Source organism: Saccharothrix sp. CCNWYY140 (genome assembly GCF_037401995.1).
In the GTDB taxonomy this organism is placed as follows: Bacteria; Actinomycetota; Actinomycetes; order Mycobacteriales; family Pseudonocardiaceae; genus Actinosynnema.
In genome coordinates this window covers 1-20,648 of the sequence record NZ_JBBEGC010000077.1, presented here as the reverse complement: position 1 = coordinate 20,648, position 20,648 = coordinate 1, and the positions used below count along the sequence as shown (strand labels likewise).

The following is a 20,648-nucleotide window of genomic DNA, read 5'->3' as shown; positions in this document are numbered from 1 at the left end:
TCCACTTGTCCATCACTCCCAGTCGTGATCGGTGGGCTGCTCCCGGCGCAGCGCCAGGGCGGAGACGTCCAAGACCCGTCCACTTCGGACGGTCACCTCCAGGGGCGGCGGGTGCCCCAGGAACGCCACGAGGCTCGCGTACAGGCCGTAGGCGCCGACGTTCGGCACGGCCAGCACGTCACCGGGCCGTGCGTCCACGACGTCCACGCCCCGGCCCCAGGTGTCCAGCGGCGTGCACAGCGGCCCGGCGACGATCGCGCCGGTCAGCCGCTCCCGGCCCTCCAGGCTGAGCAGGGTCGGCACCATCGGCGGCAGCCGCCGCAGCCCGGACATGCCGCCCAGGTGGTTGATCCCGGACTCCAGCACCAGCACGGGCGTGCCGTGCGAGACCTTGGCGTCCAGCACGCGGGTCAGCAGCCGGCCCGCCGTGGCCACCAGGTAGCGGCCGGACTCGAACGCCACCGCGGGCCGCCCGTCCCGCCAGCCCGGGAACGCCGAGTCCAGCAGGTCGGCCACCCGCCCGGACAGCCCGCCGAACACCGGCAGCGCCCCGGCGCGGGCGAAGGGCGCGCCGAACCCGCCGCCCAGGTCCAGCACCTCGACCTCCCACCCGCACGCGTCGGCGAGCTTGCGGGCGGTCGTGGCGGCCTGCGTGAACTGGGCGACCAGGGCGTCCTCGTCGGTCAGGTTGGTGCCCATGTAGAGGTGGAACCCGGCGGGCGTGGCCGCGTCCCGCGCGCCGAACAGTTCCGGCCGGGCCAGCACCCACTCCGCGTCCGCGCCGAACTGCGACGCCACCCCGGTCATCGTCAACCCCTGCCCGGGAACGGGGGCGCTGTCGTTGACCCGCAGCAGGAACCGCGCGTCGCCGGGGGAGAGCCGGTCGAGCTGGTCGATGGCGTGCGGCGAGTCCACCGAGAACCACCGCACCCCGCGCCCCAGCGCGTCGGCGACCTCGGCGTCCCGCTTGCCTGGCCCGGTGTAGAGCACCTCCGAGGGCGCGAAACCCGCTGCCAGGGCCACGTCCAGCTCACCGGTCGAGCACACCTCGGCGTGGCACCCGGCCGCCCGCAGCGCCGCGACCACCGACGGGTGCGGGTTGGCCTTGAGCGAGTAGTACAGCCGGCTCGGCGACGGCAGCGCGGCCCGCAGCAACGCCACCGAGCGGTCCACCTCGTCCAGGTCGTAGACGTACGCCGGAGTCCGCATCACAGGCCCTCCGCCAGCGCCCGCCGGTCGATCTTCCCGTTGCGCGTCAACGGGATGTCCTCGACCAGCACACACCGGCCGGGGACCTTGAACTCCTCCAGCTCCGCCCGCAACCCGATCAACACCCGCTCGGGAGCGACCTCGCCGGCCACGAACAGCACCGCGCCCTCCCGGCCGTCCCCGGGCGGCAGCACGGCCGCCGACCGCACGCCCGCGACCCGGTGCGCGGCGGCCTCCACCTCGGTCGCGCTGACCCGGAAGCCGCGCTCCTTGTAGAGGTCGTCGCGGCGACCGGAGAAGTACAGGTAGCCGTCCTGGTCCAGGTGCCCGTAGTCACCGGTGTGCAGCTGCGGGAACAGGCCCTCCACCAGCCGGAACCGCTGCGCGGTCAGCTCCGGCCGCCGCCAGTACCCGGCCATCACGTTCGGGCCGCGCACCACGATCTCGCCGACCTCGCCGGGCGGCAGCCGCCGGCCGTCCTCGCCCACGGTGAACACCTCGGTGCCCGGCAGCGCCCGCCCGCACGCACCCGGCCGGCGCAGGTCCTCGTCCGGCGGCATGATCGTGGCCCGCTTGCACTCGGTCAGCCCGAACATCAGCTGCACCCGCAGCCCCGGTACGAAGGAACGCAACTGCCGCAACGGTTCCTCCGGCATCGCCGCGCCCGTGTTGGTCACCAGCCGCAACGGCGGCGGCTGGTGACCAGGCCGGGACAGCAGGCGTGCCAGGCCCTTCGCCATCGCCGGCACGGCCGGGAGCACGGTCGCGCGGTGCGCCACCAACTCCCGCAGCAGTCGCGGCCCGGCGTCCTCCGCGGTCGCCAACCGCACGCACGCGCCCGACAACAGCCCGAGGAAAACCTGGTAGAGCCCGTAGTCGAAGGACAACGGCAACGCGCAGAACACCACGTCGTCCGCCCGGTACCCCAACACCGACTGGATCGCCGTGGCCGCGAACACCACCTGGGCGTGCGTGGACACCACGGCCTTGGGCCGCCCGGTGCTGCCGGAGGTGTAGATCAAGCACACCGGGTCCACGGCCAGCACCGGCGCATCAACCGCCGAAGCGTCCGGAGCCGACCGGACCTCCGCCAGGGTCACCGTTTTGACCCCGCGCTGCACGGCGGCGACCTGCGCGGCCGGGTCGTCGGTGACCAGCACGGCCGGTTCGCAGTCCTCCAGCACGTGCACCAGCGCCGCGACCGGCGTCCGCTCGTGCACCACGCTGAACACCGCCCCGGACCGGGCGCACGCGAACAGCAGCGCGGGCACGGCGGTGTCGCCCGGCACGCACACCACGACCCGGTCACCCCGCCGCACCCCGAGCCCGGCCAGCAACCCGGCCGCCCGCCGCGCGGCGAGGTCCAGTTCGGCGAAGGTCACCGTCTCGGTCCCGTGGGACAACGCCGGCGCGTCCGGGTGGTCGGCGACGGCCCGGTCCAGCAGGTGGTGCAGCAGCGTCACGGCCGGTCCACCGCCCTCCGGAACAGCCCGGTGAGCGCGTCCACGTCCCGCAGGTCGCTGGTGGCCAGGTCGTCCGGGTCCAGCTCCACCTCCAGCGCCGACTCGACCCGCTCGATCACGTCCACCAGCCGGAACGAGTTGAACTTCGGCAGCTCCCGCAGCGGCCCGGCCACCACCGACGACTCCACGTCCAGCACCGACGCCAGCGCCCCGACCACCGTCGACCGCACGGCCTCGGCCGCCAGCTCCGCGTCCAGGGCGGCGTCGGCCAACAGCAGTTCGTGCACGCGGTCCACCAGCGCGGACGGCATCCCGCCGCCGCGCTGCGCCCGCCGCATGGCCACGTAGGTCTGGGACGCCAACGTCAGCCACGCCCGAGCGCCCTCGGCCGCCCGGCCACCGTCGTCCACGCCCGACGCGGCCAGCCACCGCGCGTGCAGCGCCCGGGTCCGGGCCAACAGCCACACGTCCAGCACCAGGGCGTCCCACCCGGCGGGCCGGTCGCTGTGCTCCCGCACGGCGGCCACGTACCGGTCCACCAGCTCGCCGCCGGCCGCGCGCGCGGTCGCCACCAGCTCACGGTCCACATCGGACGGTGGCAGCGGACCGGCGGACAGCACGAACGCCGACGACTTCGGCACCGCCGCGTCGAGATCGGCCACCCGCCACACGCCCGGCCGCGCGGACCCCCACGGCGTGTCGTTGTGGTAGGCGTCCACGACCACGCCCGACTCGGTCAGCAGGAAGCTGTGCTCCATGTGCTTCTGCCCGAAGTACGGCACCCACGGCATGGTGTGCGCGTCGCCCACCACGTACAGCGGTCCCGAGACGGCGGCCAGCCGGCGCAGCGCCGGGCCGTCCAGCCCGTCCTCCCGGACCGCCACGGACAGGCCCAGCAGCCGGGACGCCTCGGCCAGGCGCGTCTCCACCGGCACGTCCAGCGACGGCGGCCCGTCCGGCGGGAACGCCGGGCGCAACCTCGGCGCGGCGCCCAGCGCCACGTGCGCGCCCCCGCCGTGGTGGCGGTCGGCGACGGCGGCCAGGTTGGCCTGCAAGCAGTCCAGCTCCGCCGCGTGCAGGCCGTCCAGCACCGGCGACCACGTCCGGTCCGCGACCTCGTCCGGCACGGTCACGACCATCACTTCACCCCCGTGAGATCGGCTTCCACCAGGCGCAGGCCGGCGGTGGCGGCGGCCAGCGCACTGTCGTCGGCGGCCAGGTCGCGCACCCGGCCGGCCAGCAGTTGGTCGTAGGCGGACAGGTCGAGCAGGCCGTGCCCGCTCACGCACACCAGCACCCCGCGCTTCGACTCCCGCGCGGCCCGCGCCGCGCCGGCCAGCGCGTGCCCGGATTCCGGCGCGGGCACCACCAGTTCCGACACCGCGAACCGGCGGCCCGCGTCCAACGCCTCCCGCTGGCCCACGGCCACCGCGTCCACCGACCCGTGGTGGCGCATGGCCGACAGCAGCTTGGCCGCGCCGTGGAACCGCAGGCCCGCCGAGTGCGACGCCGGGATGGGGAAGGAACTGCCGATCGAGTACATCGCCTCCATCGGCCCGGACCCGGTCGCGTCCGTGTGGTCGTAGGCGTAGACGCCCCGGGTCAGCTTGGGGGTCGCCGACGACTCCACCGCCAGCAGCCGCACCGCGTCCGCCTCGCCCGCGCGGTGCCGGGCGTGGAAGGGCAGCGCGACACCGCCGAAGTTCGAGCCCGCGCCGACGCTGCCGACCACAATGTCCACCTCGGCGCCCAGGGCGTGGAGTTGGTCGGCGGCCTCCAGCCCGATCACCGATTGGTGCAGGATGCTGTAGTTCTCGCCGCTGCCGATGCAGAACGCCCTACCTTCGCCGCCGCGCGCGTACTCCACGGCCTCGCCGATCGCCAACGCCAGCGAGTTCCCGCCTTCGGTCAACGACGTCAGCCCGCTCGGGCTCGCGTGCACGGTCGCGCCCAGCAGCCGCATCAGACTGCCCCGGTAGGGCTTGTCGCGCAGGCTGCCGCCGACCATGAACACCGTGCAGCGCAACCCGAACGCGGCGCACGCGGCAGCCAGCGCCGTGCCCCACTGGCCCGCACCGGTACCCGTCACCACCTCGGTGACCCCGGCCCGCTTGTAGTAGAACGCCTGCGCCAGCGCGGTGTTGAGCTTGTGGCTGCCCGAGATGTTGCCGCCCTCGTACTTCACGTACACCGGCACGCGGGCGTCGACTTCCTTCTCGAACGCGTGCGCACGCCACAGGGGAGTGGGCCGGTACTTGCGGTACTGCGCCAGCACTTCCTCCGGGATGTCCCACCACTCCCGCAGCGAAATGCTCTGCCGCACCAACTCCAGCGGCAACCCGGTGCTCACCGGGCCCCCGGTCCGCTCCGGCGTGAGGTCCGGCGGCAGGTCGTAGCCGAGGTGCGGCAGCACGCTGCGCCACGCGGCGGTCACCGGTGCTCCTCCACGGCCCGCAGCACCACGTCCACCAGGTCCGACACGACGGTGAACACCTTGCCGGTGAACAGGTCGTCGGGCAGCACCACGTCCAGCTCGTCCTCCAACCGCACCAGCATCCCCAGAAACCCCAGGGAGTTGATCCGCAGCACCGCGCCGTTGAGCGGCTCGTCGTCGGCGATGTCGGCGGGCGTCAGCGACAGCCGGGACTCCCGGATCACCAGCCGCTTCACCGCCAAGGTCACCTCGTCGCGCCTGCTGTGCGTCGTCGTCACCGCGCTCCTCCCGTTCCCCGGACGGCACCCGCGCCCTCGATCGCCCAGCTGTGCGTGAGCAGCGCGGACAGGCCCACCGGCCCGCGCACGTGCAACCGGCCCGTGCTGATCGACAGCTCCGGGCCCAGGCCCATCGTCGGGCCGTCGTGCAGCCGCATGGACCCGTTGACCACCAGCGCGGCGGCGTCGGCCCCGCGCAGGAACTTGCGCACCACAGTGGGATCGGTCGCCGCCACGCCCTCGGTGTGCCGCGAGCCGTGCCGCCGGATGTGCGCGAGCGCGGCGTCCAGGTCCGGCACCGGGCGCAGCCCGAACGACCGGTCCAGGAACTCGCGGCCGTCGTCGTGCCCGGTCAGCGGGATCACCCGCGGATCGTCCGCCGACAGCCGCGGGTCCAGCCGCAGCGCGAACGCGTCGGACCGGGCGGTGAACCGCCGCACCAGCTCGTCGGCCACCTCGTCGTGCGCCAGCACCATCTCCAGGCTGTTGCACGCGGTCGGCTCGGTCAGCTTGGCGTCCAGCGCGATGTCCACCACCAGGTCCAGGTCCGCGCTGCGGTCCACGTACAGGTGGTTGACGCCGCCGCCGCTGGCGATCACCGGGATGGCGGAGGTGGTGCGGCAGTGGTCGATCAGCGACGGGCTGCCGCGCGGGATCAACGCGTCGATGGCGTCGTAGCGGGTGAGCAGCTCGCGGACCATGCGCCGGTCGGTCTCGGCCAGCACGTGCGCCATGTTCGGCAGCCCGGCCGCCACCAAGGCCTCACCGATCACCGCTTGGAGAGCGGTGTTCGTGGCCGCGATCTCCCCACCGCCGCGCAGGATCGCCACGTTCCCGACCGCCACCGGCAGCAACGCGCCCTCCACGGTGACCGTCGGCCGAGCCTCGTAGATCATCAGGACGGTCCCCAGCGGCTTGGGCACTTTGCGCGCGGTGAAGCCGAGCTCCCCGGTGATCGGCGGCCCTTCGGCGGTCACCGCCGGCAGCCACGACTTGACCCGCTCGGCCAGCCCCACCAGCACGCCCAGGTGGTCCTCGGTCAGCCGCAGCCGGTCCACCAGCGACACCGGCAGGTCCTTGGCCACACCCCGCGCCACGTCGGTGGCGTTGGCCTCCAGCACCGCGTCCCAGTGCTTGCCCAGCCGCACCGCCAGCTCGTCGCAGTACGCGGCGTACCGGTCGTCGCCCGGCGGGGGAGCGTCGTCACGCGCGGCGGTCGCGGCGCTCAGGATCTCGTCCACGGTCATCGCGCAACCTCCTCCTCGCGCCCGAGGAACGCGCCGACCGCGGCGGTCAGCTCGGGCAGGTGCTCGGGGTCGAAGACCTCGAAGTGGCTCGCGCGCAACGTCCCGCGCTCGATCCGCCGGGCCAGCTCGTGCCACCGCGCGGCCTCCTCCGGCGGCACACCCTCGTCGGCGCACAGCAGCAACAGCACACGCCCGTCGTAGGGGCGCTCCACCCGGTGCGCGGACAACGCGCGGACGTGCGCCTCGAACGTGCGCACCAACCGGTCCACGGTGTCCTGCGCGGGCCGCGCGCCCAACTGGGACACGATCACGTCCCGGATCGCCCCGTCACGCTCCACAGTGGACGGCCACGGCTCCGGCGAGCTGTCCACCACGACCAGGTCCGGCGTCACGCCGCGCGCCGCGAGGTCCGCGCACACCTCCCACGCCACCACCCCGCCCTGCGACCAGCCGAACACCAGCTCCGGCGCGATCCCGGCGTCGTCCAGCGCGGCCAGCACGGTCGCGGCCATGCCCGGGATGCTCTCCTCCGGCTCCTCGCCGGGCAGCAACCCGGTCGAGCGCACCGCGTAGACGTTGTGGGTCTCGCCCAGGTACGACGCCAGCCGCAGGTACGGCCCCAGCCCGCCGCCCGCGCCCGGCACCATCACGCACACCGGCCGGTCCTTGCGGCGCACGAACGGGACCAGCCGGCCGGGTAGCGTCCCGGCGCTCACCGCCCGTCCTCTTCGCGCAACTGCCGCACCAGCGCGGCCAGCGCGGACACCGTCGGCACGCGGAAGAAGTCCGCCACCGGCACCGCTACCCCGTGGTCCTCCTCGACCCGGGCCAGCGCGGTGAACACGTTGAGCGAGTGGGCCCCGTACTCCAGCAGCGACCGGCCCGGCTCGACCTCCTCGACGTCGAGCACCTCGCACCACAGCGCGGCCAGGTCCCGTTCGAGGTCGTCGGCGTACTCGACCGGACCCGTGCTCTCGGTGGTCCTCTGGAGCGTCGCCGCCAGGGCGGCGAGGGCCGCGTGATCGGTCTTGCCCGTGCCCGAGGTGGGGACCTTGTCCAGGTCGTGGATGCGCGTCGGCACCATGTAGGACGGCAGCGCGGCGGCCAGCCGGTCCCGGACCTGCCGGTGGTCGGCCGCGCCGACCAGGAACAACACCAGCTCCCGGTCCGCGCCCTCGCCCACCGCGACCGTGACCGCCTGCCGCACGCCCTCGACCCCGTTGGCCACGGTGTCGATCTCGCCCAGTTCGACCCGGTAGCCGCGGATCTTGACCTGGGTGTCGCCGCGCCCGAGGAACACCAGCACGCCGTGCTCGTCGCGCACGACCAGGTCGCCCGTGCGGTACATGCGGCCCTCGCCGGAGAACCGGTCGGGCAGGAAACCCTTCTCGGTCTTCTCCGGGTCGTTCAGGTAGCCCTCGGCCGGGCACAAGCCGCCCAGGTGCAGGTCACCCGGGACGCCGGTCGGCGCCAGGTGGCCGGTCTGGTCGACCACGTAGGCGGTGACGCCGTGCAGCGGCAGGCCGATCGGGACGTGCGCGGGCCAGGATTCCTGGGCGGCGGTCAGGCGGTGGGTGGTGACGGCGTGCGTCTCGGTCGGGCCGTAGAGGTTGACCAGGGTGCAGTGCGGGTGTTCGACGAAGAACTTGCGGATCTCGTCGTTGACCATGAGTTGTTCGCCCGAGACGCAGACGTATCGAAGGCGGGGGAATTTTGTGCGAGCGTCTTGCGCGGCTTGCACATATGGGCGGAGGGCCGCGACCGGCAGGTAGATGTGCGTGACCTCGGTGGCGGCGATGTGCTTGACGAGGGCGGGGAAGTCCCTGCGGTCCACGCCGCCGCGCCCGACCACCGTGCCGCCGGACGCGAGGGTGGGGACGATCTCCTGGAAGGAGACGTCGAAGCCGAGCGGGGCGTACTGGAGGAAGCGGGTGCCGGGGTCCTGGTCGAGGAACCCGATCTGCCAGGCGGTGAGGTTGAGCAGCGGCCCGTGACCCATGAGCACGCCCTTGGGCAGGCCGCTCGACCCGGAGGTGAACATCAGGTAGGGCGCGGCCTCCGCCACCCCACCCGGCAACTCGCCGCTCGTCGCCGCCGGGCCGCCGGTCGTTGCCGTGGTGTCGGTCGCGCGCGGTGTGGCGGGGATCAGCTCGACCTCGGGCAGGTCCACCCCGCGCCCGACCACCAGCCGGCACTTCGCCTTGTCCGCCATGTACTTCAGGCGGTCGGCGGGCAGGCTCGGGTCCAGGGGCAGGAAGGTCGCGCCGCACATCAGGATGGCGAACATGGCCGTCGTGGTGTCGCACAGCGTGTCCGCCGCCAAGCCGACCACGTCGTGCGGTCGCACGCCCCGGCCGACCAGCTCGGCCGCGAGGTGTTCGGCGTTCGACACCAGCTCGGCGTAGGTGAGGCCGGCGTCGGGTTCCTCGATGGCGGGGGAGTCGGGGGTGCGGCGGGCGGTGTCGCGGACCCAGTCCACCAGGGTCGTCGCGGGCACCCGGCCGGGGTAGCCGTCGGTGCGCAGGGAGTCCACCCACGACGAGTCGGTGAACAGGTCCGCGACCGGGCGGCTGCCGTCGGCCACCGCCCGGCGCAGCGCCGTGCGCAGGGAGTCCAGGAGGCCGTCCGCCACGGCGGGCGCGATGAGCTGCCGGTCGTACTCCAGTTCCAGCAGCCAGCCGCCCTCGCGCGGGGTCGCGCCCAGCCACAGGTCGAACTTGGCGGTGTCGTTGCCGGGTTCGCGGACGTCCAGGATGGTGCTGCCGGGTGTGCCCTCGAAGGTGTCCTGCATGGCCAGCATCGCCGAGAACAGCGGGTTGCGGTTGCTGGTGCGGTCCTGCCGCAGCAGCGCCACGAGCTGGTTGAACGTCACGCCGACGTTGGCACGGCAGTGGTCCACGGCCGTGCGCACGACGTCGGCGACGTGCTCGTCCACCGGGCGCGACCAGTCCACGTCCACCCGGACCGGGAGGGTGTTGACGAAGAAGCCGCACAGGTCGTAGGAGCCGACCGTCCGGCGGGCGGTGAACGGGCTGCCCACCAGGACGCTGGTCACCCCGCCGTGCCGGGCCAGCACCGCCCCGTACACGGCGGTGAACAGCACGAACGGCGTGACCGACAGGCGTTTGCAGGTCTGCCGCAGCAGCTCGTTGTCCTGCTCGGACAGCAGCCACGACACCCGCGCGCCGGTGAAGTCGGTCTCGTGCGGGCGGTCCGGGCGCGGGCCGAGCACCAGCGGCGGCACGTCCCGCAGCCGTTCCGCCCACGCCCTCGCCGCGTCCACTGTGGACTGGGCGGAGGCGGTGCGGTTCTGGGCGTTGAGCTCGCGGGCGAACGCGGTCTCCCGGGCGGCCACCAGTTCCGTGGTGAGCTTGCCGGCCAGCGCGGCTTCGAGGTCACGCACCAGCGGCCCCATCGACACGCCGTCGCCGACCACGTGGTGCGCGCACAGGACGACCGCCGCCGCGGAGCCGTCGGTGGCCCGCACGTACCCGAACCGGTAGGCCGGGCCGGTGTGCAGGTCGAACGGCTCGCCACCCAGCTCGGCCGCCACCGCGGCGCACGCGGCGGCGTAACCCGGGGCTGGCACGTCCACCCGCTTGACCGGCAGGGTGTCGCGCGTGGGCGGCGGGGTGAGGCGGGCGTGCATCTCGGGCAGGGCCAGGAACACCTGCCGCAACGCCGGCTGCACCGCCACCAGCACGGTCAGCGCGTCCAGCACGGTGTCCGGCTCCAGCGAGGGGTCCAGCTCGACGTGCATGAGCTGGTTGTAGATCTGGGCCGTGGTGACCCAGCCGTCCACGACCAGCAGGCCCTTCTGCGACTCGGTCAGCGACAACGCGGTCCCGATCCCGGTGCCGGCCGCCTTGGTGTCCGTGGTCCCCGTGTCGCCGGTCGCGGTGTCGGCCGTCATCACGCGCCCGTCCCGGCCATCTCGGCCAGCCACGCCTTGAGGTCGCCGATCGTGCGCAGGTCGACCATGCGGGTGGCGTCGATCTCGGTGTCGTCGTCGCCCGCCACCTCCACCGCCAGGCGCAGCAGCGACAGCGATTCCAGACCGGCGTCGAGCAGCGGGGTCGAGTCGTCGTAGGCCGCGGTCGCGTGCTTGGCGATGGCCGCGTCGAGATCCACTGGTGCGGTCGTCACGATGCTCCCCAGATCGTCCGTCCGTGCGCCGGCGTGGGGCCGGTCACACCATCCGGGAGCGATGGTTCACAGTGCCGATGTGCGGCCGATGTGCCCGCGATTCGCGGTCGATGTGTGCTTCGGTTCCCCGATGGGGGTCAGCGGGTGGCCCGCTTGCGCGCCGAGTAGGAACGGGCCTTCGCCCGGTTGCCGCACACCCGCATGGTGCACCAGCGCCGGGAGTGGTTGCGCGAGACGTCCCAGAACACCCAGCCGCACGTCTCGTCCGCGCACCTCTTGAGCCGCTGCGCCTGCCCGGTCACCGCGAGCTCCGACCAGGCGATGGCCAGCACGCCCATCGCCTTGCGCGCGGCGGGCAGCGCCGGGTCCGGGCGCAGGCCGTGCCGGGGCGGGGGACCCTGCGGGTCCGGGTCGGCGGACAGGAACACCAGCACCGGAAGGTCGCGCAGCACGGCGTTGGCCACGGCCAGCACGTGCGGGGAGGACGGCCCGTCGCTGCCCAGCGCGTCCCGGACGCCGGCCCGCAGGTCCAGCAGCATCCGGTGCTCCTCGCGGGTCAACGCCACCGGCCGGTCCACCAGGCCGCGCGCCAGCAGCCACGCCGCCGCCTCGGGCGCGGAGGCCAGCACGTCGGTCTCGTCCTCCAGGTCCACCGTGTTCGCGAACGCGGCCACCAGTTCGGCCTCGGGAGACGCCTCGATCACCAGCCACCTCCCTACGCCATTGGGGTGGTTGCCGTCGCCCACCCCCTACAGCATCCGCCGCCGCCGGCGTACTGTCCAGCAAACCCGGTAGCCGGTTAACCCCCTGGAGCCGACACATGGCCGAGCAGACCAGGGCCGTCGACGCGACGCCCGACGCGGCGGCCGACCCCAGCCGCCGCAACACCGCCGTCCTGGTGGGCTTCACCGCGGTCACGAACCTGACCGACGGCATCACCAAGATCGCCTTCCCGCTGGTGGCGACCACCATCACCAGCTCACCCGCGCAGATCTCCGGCGTGGCGCTGACCCTGTGGCTGCCGTGGCTGCTCGCCGCGCTGCACGTGGGCGTCCTGGTCGACCGCGTGGACCGCCGCAAGCTGCTGTGGGCGGCGAACCTGGTCCGGGTCGTCGTAGTGTCCGGCGTCCTGTGGACGGTGGTGAACGACACCGTGTCCCTGCCCGTCCTGTACGCCGGTGGCCTGGCCCTGGGCGTGGCCGAGGTGGTGGCCCTGACCTCCGCCGCCGCCCTGGTCCCCGACGCCGTCCGCCCCGCGCACCGCGAACGCGCCAACTCGTGGGTCGCCGGCGCGGAGACGGTGTGCAACGAGTTCGCCGGCCCCCTGGTGGGCGGCCTCCTGGTGGCCGCGAGCGCGACCCTGGCGTTCGGCACATCCGTGGCGGGCTACCTGGTCGGGATCGTGGTCCTGCTGCTCCTGGTCGGCACGTTCAAGGTGGCGCGCGCCGCCGACCGGCCCCGCGAGTCGGTCAACCGGCAGATCGCCGAGGGCCTGAAGTTCCTGTGGCACCAGCGGATGCTGCGCATGATGGCGTTGGTGCTGACCGTGCTGTGCGCGTGCTGGGGCGCGTGGTTCGGCCTGATGCCGCTGTACGCCACCAGCGAGATGGGCCTGGACGCCAAGGGCTACGGCGTGCTCATCAGCGCGATGGGCGTGGGCGGCGCCATCGGCGCCGTCGTCACCACCACCCTCAACCGCCTGCTGGGCCGGCGGTGGGTCATGCTGGCCGACCTCATCGGGACGTTCGCGATGGTCATGGTGCCCGTGCTGTTCCCGTCCGTGTGGTTGGTCGCCGCGTCGGCGTTCGTAGGCGGCCTCGGCGGCACCTTGTGGACGGTCAACTCGCGGACGTTGAGCCAGGGCATCGTGGCCAGCGAGATGATGGGCCGCTACAACGCCGCCGCCCGCCTGTTCAGCTGGGGCGCGATCCCCCTGGGCGCGGGCCTGGCGGGGCTGCTGGCGGAGTGGTTCGGCATGAAGACGGCCTTCGCGGTCTTCGCGATCGCCGTGGCCCTGCTCATCGTCCCCTTCCTGCACACCTTCACCACGAAGTCGCTGGCGGCCATCGAACCCCCCAAGGAGTAACCGCCCGCGCCCCCCGCCGTTCCCGGTCGCGACCGCTGGCGCACGCGACCGGGAACGGCACTCACCCAACCCTGCCGGCGCCCTTATCGGCGCCTCCTTCTACCTGCTCTCCAGACGGGTTGTTCGCTCGCGCCCTCTTCATCCCTGTGCCGGCGCGGTGCCCAAAGGGCCACAGTCGGTCCGGGAAGGGCCGCGAGCGTCGCCAGCAGAATGTACGCAAGTGACGTGTCGGCGATGATCACTGCCGCCACCACGCTCCCCACCAGGAACAGGCCCCATCTCACCGCGTATGTCACATCGCCCACGAGCTTCACGAGACTGGCCGTTGTTTCCGCCCGCTGGAGAACGCGAACACCGACCCTCGGTCGGGACTGTGCCGGGATCGGTCGGCGGGGACCACGACGCCGTGTCCCACGCCCGAAGGAAGGCGGGAAAGCCGACGGCGTCGGACGTCCGGCGGGTGAGTTCTCGCGCTGAGCCGCGAGAGCGACACCTTGCCGGGCGCGTGCCGCGAGGGCGTCCAGTTCCGCGGCCTGTTCGGGGTCGACGTCGTCGAGGCGAGCCATGACAGCGTCGAACTCGGCGTCGAGCTGCACTTCGGTGCTGCTTGCCGCACCGTCCGGGGTCGCGCGGAGAAGGGCCTCGATGGCTTCGAGTCGGATCTCGTGGTCGTCGCTCACGGCTAGCCCTCCTTCTGAACAGTGGCGCGGCGGTAGGGGGCGAGCAGAGGCGAATCGCGCAGCTGTCGAAGTGCCTCGTCGTGGATCTTGTAGAAGCTCGACCTCGACACCCCCATCACGACTGCGGCTGTGCGTGGGTCGAGGTCGTCGAGGTAGCGCAGGTGAAGAGCCTGCCGCTGCCGGTCGTCGAGCCTCGACAGGAGACGCTCGACGTCGAGCCGGAGGACCACCTCGTGCTCGCCCTGGCCGACAAGCCGATCGCGAAGCTGCCGGTCCAGGCGATCTTGGACTTCGTCCGCACCGGAGAGCATCTCGCGGGAGAACTTGCTCCGGTGCCAATCGGCCACGCGGCGAGTCGCGATTTTGATCAACACGGCGACCGGCTCGCGCGCATTGATGTTGGCCTCGAAATTGCGGAGGAAGGCTGTCCAGGTCTCCTGAGCGATGTCGTCGACCGCTGCCGGGTTGTCGATCCGGTTGCGGATCACCCGCCTCACCCGGTCGGCGTGCTCGCCGAAGAAGGCCCGACGCGTGGGCGCCGGACCTCGCTTCGCGTCTTCCTCGTCGGTCACCGCTGAGCGTGGGCCGGAACCGCGCCGATGGTGATCGTCCATCGGCTGCCGTCGCGCTCGGTGACCTCCGCGTGGGCGACCTGACCACTACCCGCCAGCGTGGCGGCCACCGTCGACATCGTGCGGTGTCGCTGCTCCGCGAGCGCCACCTGCCCGTGGACCTGGACGATCACCCCGGGCAGTTGGCGCAAGCGGGTGACACCGGTCGCCAGACCGCTGGGGGGAGCGGTCTCCACCGACTCGATCATCGAGTTCCTTCCTGTTGGACACTCTCGATCGGTATGTCGGAGTTCGGCGAGGATTCGTCCAGCATGGTCGGTCGGACCCAGTGCCTGCCGGTGCGTTGCCCGAAGTCACTCGGTGGTGAAGGCGCGGATCAGCGCCGCGGTCCGGCCGGGTGTCTCGACCACGGGGGAGTGGCCCGCCTCGGCGATCGTCTCCACCCGCGCCCCCGCCGCCGCGTACCGGCGGGCCGACCGTGCCCCGTAGAACCGGTCCCGGCCACCCAGCACCACCAGCACCGGCAACCCCAGCTCGCGCACCCGCACGTCCAGCGGCCGAGCCGCCAAGCGCTCCCGCCGACGCACCAGCACGATCGGGAACATCCCGGCGTCCAGCGCCCGGTGGTCCTCCAGAGCCTGCCGAGCCAGCGCCGACCCCACCCGGAACCCCGGCGCGACCGCGTGCGCCGCCACCGCCCGGACCGCGAAGGCAGGCGCGAGCCGGTGCAGCAACGCTCCCACCACGGGCACCGTCATCAGCAGGCCGCCGCGTGGGAAGGTGGCGTCGGAGTAGTCCGGCGCCTGCGCCACGACCACCACCCGCGCCACGCGCCCGCAGGTCTCCGCCAGGGATAACGCCACGTCCGCGCCGAAGGAGTGCCCGACCGCGGTCACCTCCGACAAACCGAGCCGCGCCAAGACCCCAGCCACCACCCGCGCCTGCTCGTCGGCGTCGGCGGCCCGGCCGCCGGTCGCACCGTGGCCCAGCAGGTCCACCCGCACCACCCGGCACCCGACCAGCAGCGGCACCAGGCGGTCGAACCAGTGCAGCGACCCGCCGAAACCGTGCAGCAGCACCACAGGCGGACCGTCGGCCGGGCCGTCCACCCGCACGTGCACCCGCCGACCGCCGACCGACGCGAACGTCCCCGCGACCCGCCTCACCACGAAAGACCCGGCTTCACAGCGAAAGACCCGGCCTCACAGCGAGCGGGCCAGTGCCAACCCCGCCGCGCGGCCGGAGAACACGCACCCGCCCAGGAACGTGCCCTCCAAAGCGTTGTACCCGTGCACCCCGCCCCCGCCGAACCCGGCGACCTCGCCGGCCGCGTACAACCCCGGCAGCACCGACCCGTCCGGCCGGACCACCTGCGAGTCCAGGTTCGTCTCCAACCCGCCCAGCGTCTTGCGGGTCAGGATGTTCAGCCGCACGGCGATCAGCGGGCCGTGGGCCGGGTCCAGGATGCGGTGCGGCTTGGCCACGCGCGTGATCCGGTCGCCCACGTACCGCCGCGCGTGCTCGACGGCCGCCAGTTGCAGGTCCTTGCCGTACTTGTTGCCCAGTTCCCGGTCCCGCGCCACGATCTGCTTCTCCAGCAGGTCGTAGTCCACCGCAGGCCCACGGGCGATCTTGTTCATCCCGTCCACCAGCTCGCGCAGCGTGGACGCCACCACGAAGTCCACCCCGTGCTGCTTGAACGCCTCCACCGGCCCCGGCGCGCCCTTGGCCAACCGGCTGCGCAGCGCCAGCTTGACGTCCTTCGACGTGATGTCGGGGTTCTGCTCCGACCCCGACAGCGCGAACTCCTTCTCGATGATGGTCTGCGTCAGCACCAGCCACGAGTAGTCGTGCCCGCCGGCCAGGATCGCCTTCATCGACCCGTTGGTGTCGAAGCTCGGGTAGTTCGGCGCGGCCAACCGACGACCGGTCGCGTCGAACCACAGCGACGACGGGCCGGCCAGGATGCGGATGGCGTGGTCGGGCCAGATCGGGTCCCAGTTGACGATGCCCTCGGTGTAGTTCCACATCCGGTCGCGGTTGACCACGCTCGCGCCCGCCGTCTCGCTGATGGCCAGCATCCGGCCGTCCACGTGCGCGGGCACGCCGGAGATCAGCGTCTCCGGGCACTTGCCCAACCGCTCGGTCGGCCAGTACCGGCGGATCAGCTCGTGGTTGTGCCCCACCCCGCCCGAGGCCACGACCACGGCCGCCGCCCGGTGCTCGAACTCGCCCACGACCTCCCGGGGGGACGCCTTGCCGCGCTCCAACCCGTCGCAGGGCTCCAGCACCGCCCCGCGCACGCCGACCACGGCGCCGTCCTCGACGACCAGCTCGTCCACCCGGTGCCGGAACCCGAACTCCACCAGCCCGCGCTGCTCCGCGCCCAGCACGGGTTCGGCGAACACCCGCACCACCTCGGGGCCGGTGCCCCAGGTCAGGTGGAAGCGGGGCACCGAGTTGCCGTGCCCGTCCGCCTTGCCGTCGCCGCGCTCGGCCCACCCGACCAGCGGCAGCACCCGCAACCCCAGGTCGTGCAGGTACTGGCGCTTGCCGCCGGCGGCCCACTCGACGTAGGCCTGCGCCCAGCGGCGCGGCCAGTGGTCCTCGCGCTCCCGGTCGAACGCGGCGCTGCCCAGCCAGTCCTGGATGGCCAGCTCGTAGCTGTCCTTGATGCCGAGCCTGCGCTGCTCGGGCGAGTCGACCAGGAACAGCCCGCCCAGCGACCAGAAGGCCTGCCCGCCGAGGTTGGCGCGGTTCTCCTGGTCCAGCACCAGGACCTTCTTGCCCGCCTTGGCCAGCTCGTGCGTGGCGACCAGGCCGGCCAGTCCGGATCCGACGACGATGACGTCCGGGTTCATGCGTCCCCTCCGGGGGTGGTGTAGGCGAGCACGACTGCTTCGAACAGGTCCAGCCGGCGGCGCCGCGCCGCGGGGTCGTCCGGCTCGACCAGGCACTGCACGGTGGTCCCGTCGTGCACGGCGACCAGCGCGAGCGCCAGCGCCCGCGGGTCGGGGACCGCGCGCCCGACCCGCCGCAGGAACGACACCAGGACCGGGGTGAGGGTGCCGGCGATCGCGTCCTCCCGCGCGGCGACCACCTCGCGCAGCCCCGGTGTGCGCAGGGCGTGCGCGGTGAACTCGGCGGTCACGCGGTACCAGACGTCGTCCAGGCCCACCGCCGCGTCGACCAGTTCCACGACGTCCCGCGCGGTGGTCACCTGAGCGGTGTCGGCCGCCTCCAGCGCGCGCCGCAGGTCCTCCAGCAGCGCCTGCGACCGGTCCGCCCACATGGCCAGGAACAGCTCGTCCAGGGAGGCGAAGTTGGAGTAGAACGCGCCCCGGGTGAACCCGGCCCGCTCGCACACCTGCTCGACGCTGGCCCGCCCGAAGCCCTCGGCGGCGAACACCGCCAGCGCGGCCTCGTGCAGGCGGCGCAGCGTCTCGACCCGGCGGCGGGTGGGGGGCATGCGGACCTCACTCTCGATACGGCACCGTATCCGATACGGCGGCGTATCAACAGAGGTCAGACGGCCCGGTGCAGCCCCCGCACCCGCGCCGCGCCCGCGTACAGCCAGGCGAACAGCACCCACATGCCCGCGAAGATCAACCCGACGACCACGTACGCGACCGCCCACAACACCGCCGGGGTGTCGCTCTTGCGCTCCCGCTGGAGGAAGTCGATCTCCGCCATGAACGCCCGCGCCCCGTCACGCGCCTCGATGGCCGCCGCGTTCGCCGCCGGGTCGGCCGGTGCGTAGAGCGGCAGGATCGCCATCACCCCGTCGGGGGTGTGCAGGCGGACACCGGACTTCCACTGCCCGTAGATCGGCAACGCCTGGGCGGTCCGGTAGACGCCGTCGCCGACGCGTTCCAGCGGCGTGGTCGCGAAGTCACCGCCCTGCCAGGCGAACCCGTTGAGCCACACCGCGTCCTCGACCGGCCGCTCCAGAGTCACGGTGGCGTGCACCCACCGCGGCGTGGCGTCGCTGTTGGGATTGGACACCTCGAACCCGGCGGCGGCCTCGGTGAGCCGAACGGTCCCGGACAAGGGTGGCGGATCCTGCGGCACCGCGACCGCCGCCATCAATCCCACCGCAGCCAACGCGCCCACCACCCCAGGCAGGTGCCGAGTCCCGCCACTCTCCGCCCGCTCGGCCACCTCCTCCAGCCGCTCGTGCTGCCACACCCCGATCAACGCCCCCGCGACAGCCGCCGCCGTGCCGTAAACCACGAACCACGCCAGCTGCTGCGACGGCCAAGGATTGGGCATCAGGAACCGCGACAACGCCGCCTCACCCAACATCCCCACCGTGCCCGCACCCACCCCGGCAACCAGCGCAAACCGCCACCGAGTCACGAACAACGCCGCCGCCTCGACCACCACGGCCTCGGCCACGTACGGCAGCGGCACCGCCACATGCAGGTCAGCCAACGCCGGGATCACCGAGAACAACACCCGGCTCCCCAACAGCACCCCGAGCACGATCAACGTCCCGCCCGGCCCCCACGACAACCGCCCCACGGTCAACGTCCACGCACCGACCAGCCCGACCAGCACCACCTGCGCCAGCATCGGGAACTGCGGCACACCCAGGTCGAACTCCATCAGGAACGCCGAGGCCCCCATCAACCACGCACCCGCCAACACCGGCCCAAGCACCCGCACCAGCCGACCACGCGCCCCAACCTGCCGCGCCTCGGCCAGCAACAGTTGCAGCCCGATCACAACCCCGACCCCGCCGCCGATCATGAGGATGTGCGTGGGCCCCCACTCGGTCACGTCCTGCCCGAACAACCGGTGCCACACGTCGTCCAGCGGAAACCCCGCCACCCCGACGAGCCCGGTCGCGATCATCTGCACACTGCCCAGCGGCACCCGCCAGTCCTTGGTCAGCCGCAAGGTCCGCACCGGCAACGGATCCCTGGCCAACGCCGCACTCACCACACCACTGGCAAGAATCCCCATCAGCCCGAAGTAGATCGGGAAGTGCGACGGGTTGGCCAACGGCCCTTCATCCCGCCCCAACTCCATGTGGATGGGCACGTCCCAATACACGCCAACCAGCGCCGCACCCCCCGACAGCCCGGCCAACCCCATCGGCAACCCAGCCCACCGCGGCAACCCGGTCCGACCGGCAACCCGATCCGCCAGCCTCCCCAGCACCGTCCCCCGCCCCGCCCGCTCCCGCGCCACGAACACCACTACCGGCACGAACACCAGCGCAGACATCGCCGCCGCAATCAGGACCTGCGAAAACTCCGCCCCACCCGCCGGTGGTGCCTCGTGTGCCAGGACGTGCATCGTCGCCTCCCGCCGTAACGCCGGACCGCGACACCGTACCAAATACCTGTAACCAGAAGTAGCAGTTACCTCAAATCACACCAACCACCGAAGCCCCGCCCTTAGGCTGACCGGGTGATCTACACCGACTCCGAGGCCCGAACCCTGCGCACGGCGGTGTTCGGCGCGATGGTCCTGGTCTCCACTGCCGAACCAGGCGCCCTGGACCAGGAAAGCCACGCCGGCATCCGAGCCCTGAGCGCCTTCTCCCCGTCCCTGCGCGAGGTCCTGGCGGCAGACCACCCCGAACTCCCGGAGGGCACCGTCGCCGACGTGGAAGCCGGCGTCCTCACGGCCCTCCGCCAGTCGATCCACATCCTCACCACAAAGTCCCCCCAGGACGCCCCCACCTTCCCGACGGCCGTCCTGACCATCTGCCAAGAGGTCGCCACCGCCGACGGCCACGTGGGCGAGGGCGAACACGCAGTCATCACCCGAGTACGCGAGGCCTTGAAGGGCTGAGCCCAAAAACCAAGGAGGGCGGCCATCAAGACAGCCACCCTCCCCGGCCACACCACCCACTGAGGACTTACGACCCGCCACCCGCCGCAAGCGCAAGCAAATCCTTGTTGCCGTCCGCCCACACGACGGTCATCACGACCCCCGCAATCCGCCACACACCCTCAAGCCGCACCAGCCGGAACTCGTAGTTCCCGCCCAACGTCCACAAGGGCGACCCAAACCGGTTGGCCAGCACATGCGTGGCCTGGAACGACGCCGTGCACACAGCACTGTCACCCGTCACGGCCACCAGGTGGTTGGCCACGAGGTGTTGCGTGGCATCGAACGCCCCCAGAAACCCAGACCACGCACCAACGATGTCCGCCGGCGCAAGCGTCGCAGGCTCACCCCCGTTGAGACTGGTGTAGTCGAGCGTCACGGAAGGCGCAAAGACCTCCCCCAACCGATCCCACTCCCGCCGATCCGCGTGCACCGCCATCCGCGTGCAGACCTCGACGATCTCGTCCCTGTCGCTCACCCGGTTCTCCCTCTGCGAACAGAACTCAACGGTCAGCCAGAGGATCTCCGGAAGATCATCACCAAGGCAACACCCCCACCAAGCCCAGCTCTTCCCGCGCGCCAGCCCAGCTCTTCCCGCGCGCAGCGCGGCCCTCGCGCGCGGAGCGCGCGGTAGGTGTCACCTACAAGTGGAGGGCCTCGGTTCCCCCACCGTATGGCCCGCCCGAAGG

At 72.5% G+C, this 20,648-nt stretch carries 20 protein-coding genes; 2 read left to right on the top strand and 18 right to left on the bottom strand.

Annotation, left to right across the window (positions count from 1 at the left end):
• Window positions 1-12: 12 nt before the first annotated feature.
• The 10 genes from WBN91_RS27330 to WBN91_RS27285 all read right to left on the bottom strand — a co-directional run bounded on the left by WBN91_RS27330 (window position 13) and on the right by WBN91_RS27285 (window position 11,481).
• A complete protein-coding gene (locus WBN91_RS27330; protein ID WP_337722303.1) occupies window positions 13-1,209 on the bottom strand; it encodes a type III PLP-dependent enzyme in 1,197 nt (398 codons plus the stop codon).
• Window positions 1,209-2,672 (bottom strand): class I adenylate-forming enzyme family protein, encoded by a 1,464-nt coding sequence (locus WBN91_RS27325; protein WP_337722304.1) that lies wholly within the window; start codon window positions 2,670-2,672, stop codon window positions 1,209-1,211. The genes WBN91_RS27330 and WBN91_RS27325 overlap by 1 nt, the downstream gene beginning before the upstream one ends.
• A complete protein-coding gene (locus WBN91_RS27320; protein ID WP_337722305.1) occupies window positions 2,669-3,811 on the bottom strand; it encodes a hypothetical protein in 1,143 nt (380 codons plus the stop codon). Before WBN91_RS27320 ends, WBN91_RS27325 begins: the two co-directional genes overlap by 4 nt.
• The gene (locus tag WBN91_RS27315; RefSeq protein WP_337722306.1) at window positions 3,811-5,106 is read right to left on the bottom strand and encodes a TrpB-like pyridoxal phosphate-dependent enzyme; all 1,296 of its coding nucleotides are present in this window, start codon (window positions 5,104-5,106) and stop codon (window positions 3,811-3,813) included. Before WBN91_RS27315 ends, WBN91_RS27320 begins: the two co-directional genes overlap by 1 nt.
• Window positions 5,103-5,384: a phosphopantetheine-binding protein gene (locus WBN91_RS27310; RefSeq protein ID WP_337722307.1), complete on the bottom strand. Its 282-nt coding sequence runs from the start codon at window positions 5,382-5,384 to the stop codon at window positions 5,103-5,105. Before WBN91_RS27310 ends, WBN91_RS27315 begins: the two co-directional genes overlap by 4 nt.
• Entirely contained in the window at window positions 5,381-6,631 is a 1,251-nt protein-coding gene (locus WBN91_RS27305) for a glutamate-5-semialdehyde dehydrogenase (protein ID WP_337722308.1), read from the bottom strand. Before WBN91_RS27305 ends, WBN91_RS27310 begins: the two co-directional genes overlap by 4 nt.
• The gene (locus WBN91_RS27300; protein ID WP_337722309.1) at window positions 6,628-7,347 is read right to left on the bottom strand and encodes an alpha/beta fold hydrolase; all 720 of its coding nucleotides are present in this window, start codon (window positions 7,345-7,347) and stop codon (window positions 6,628-6,630) included. The genes WBN91_RS27305 and WBN91_RS27300 overlap by 4 nt, the downstream gene beginning before the upstream one ends.
• Window positions 7,344-10,544, bottom strand: coding sequence for a non-ribosomal peptide synthetase (locus tag WBN91_RS27295; protein WP_337722310.1), 3,201 nt, complete (start codon window positions 10,542-10,544; stop codon window positions 7,344-7,346). The genes WBN91_RS27300 and WBN91_RS27295 overlap by 4 nt, the downstream gene beginning before the upstream one ends.
• Window positions 10,544-10,777: an acyl carrier protein gene (locus WBN91_RS27290; RefSeq protein WP_337722311.1), complete on the bottom strand. Its 234-nt coding sequence runs from the start codon at window positions 10,775-10,777 to the stop codon at window positions 10,544-10,546. Before WBN91_RS27290 ends, WBN91_RS27295 begins: the two co-directional genes overlap by 1 nt.
• 137 nt (window positions 10,778-10,914) lie before the next feature.
• Complete coding sequence (locus WBN91_RS27285; RefSeq protein ID WP_337722312.1) at window positions 10,915-11,481, bottom strand: CGNR zinc finger domain-containing protein; 567 nt, start codon at window positions 11,479-11,481, stop codon at window positions 10,915-10,917.
• Window positions 11,482-11,597: 116 nt separating this feature from the next.
• Here WBN91_RS27285 and WBN91_RS27280 point away from each other — a divergent pair, with 116 nt between their 5' ends.
• Window positions 11,598-12,863 (top strand): MFS transporter, encoded by a 1,266-nt coding sequence (locus WBN91_RS27280; protein WP_337722313.1) that lies wholly within the window; start codon window positions 11,598-11,600, stop codon window positions 12,861-12,863.
• An 83-nt stretch (window positions 12,864-12,946) separates the two neighbouring features.
• On the opposite strand, the gene WBN91_RS27275 is transcribed toward WBN91_RS27280, so the two are convergent.
• The 7 genes from WBN91_RS27275 to WBN91_RS27245 form a co-directional block, all read right to left on the bottom strand.
• The gene (locus WBN91_RS27275; protein WP_337722314.1) at window positions 12,947-13,543 is read right to left on the bottom strand and encodes a hypothetical protein; all 597 of its coding nucleotides are present in this window, start codon (window positions 13,541-13,543) and stop codon (window positions 12,947-12,949) included.
• A gap of 2 nt (window positions 13,544-13,545) precedes the next feature.
• Window positions 13,546-14,115 (bottom strand): RNA polymerase sigma factor, encoded by a 570-nt coding sequence (locus WBN91_RS27270; protein ID WP_337722315.1) that lies wholly within the window; start codon window positions 14,113-14,115, stop codon window positions 13,546-13,548.
• Window positions 14,112-14,363, bottom strand: a complete 252-nt coding sequence (locus WBN91_RS27265; protein ID WP_337722316.1) for a hypothetical protein — start codon at window positions 14,361-14,363, stop codon at window positions 14,112-14,114. The genes WBN91_RS27270 and WBN91_RS27265 overlap by 4 nt, the downstream gene beginning before the upstream one ends.
• A gap of 105 nt (window positions 14,364-14,468) precedes the next feature.
• The gene (locus WBN91_RS27260; RefSeq protein WP_337722317.1) at window positions 14,469-15,281 is read right to left on the bottom strand and encodes an alpha/beta fold hydrolase; all 813 of its coding nucleotides are present in this window, start codon (window positions 15,279-15,281) and stop codon (window positions 14,469-14,471) included.
• A 36-nt stretch (window positions 15,282-15,317) separates the two neighbouring features.
• A complete protein-coding gene (locus WBN91_RS27255) occupies window positions 15,318-16,976 on the bottom strand; it encodes an FAD-binding dehydrogenase (RefSeq protein ID WP_337722318.1) in 1,659 nt (552 codons plus the stop codon).
• Window positions 16,973-17,584 (bottom strand): TetR/AcrR family transcriptional regulator, encoded by a 612-nt coding sequence (locus tag WBN91_RS27250; RefSeq protein WP_337722319.1) that lies wholly within the window; start codon window positions 17,582-17,584, stop codon window positions 16,973-16,975. The genes WBN91_RS27255 and WBN91_RS27250 overlap by 4 nt, the downstream gene beginning before the upstream one ends.
• 56 nt (window positions 17,585-17,640) lie before the next feature.
• On the bottom strand, window positions 17,641-19,419 hold the full coding sequence (locus tag WBN91_RS27245) for a hypothetical protein (RefSeq protein WP_337722320.1): 1,779 nt from the start codon (window positions 19,417-19,419) through the stop codon (window positions 17,641-17,643).
• A gap of 114 nt (window positions 19,420-19,533) precedes the next feature.
• Here WBN91_RS27245 and WBN91_RS27240 point away from each other — a divergent pair, with 114 nt between their 5' ends.
• Entirely contained in the window at window positions 19,534-19,920 is a 387-nt protein-coding gene (locus WBN91_RS27240) for a hypothetical protein (protein WP_337722321.1), read from the top strand.
• A gap of 67 nt (window positions 19,921-19,987) precedes the next feature.
• Here WBN91_RS27240 and WBN91_RS27235 read toward each other — a convergent pair whose 3' ends face one another.
• Window positions 19,988-20,437, bottom strand: a complete 450-nt coding sequence (locus WBN91_RS27235; RefSeq protein ID WP_337722322.1) for a nuclear transport factor 2 family protein — start codon at window positions 20,435-20,437, stop codon at window positions 19,988-19,990.
• Between the last annotated feature and the right edge of the window lie 211 nt (window positions 20,438-20,648).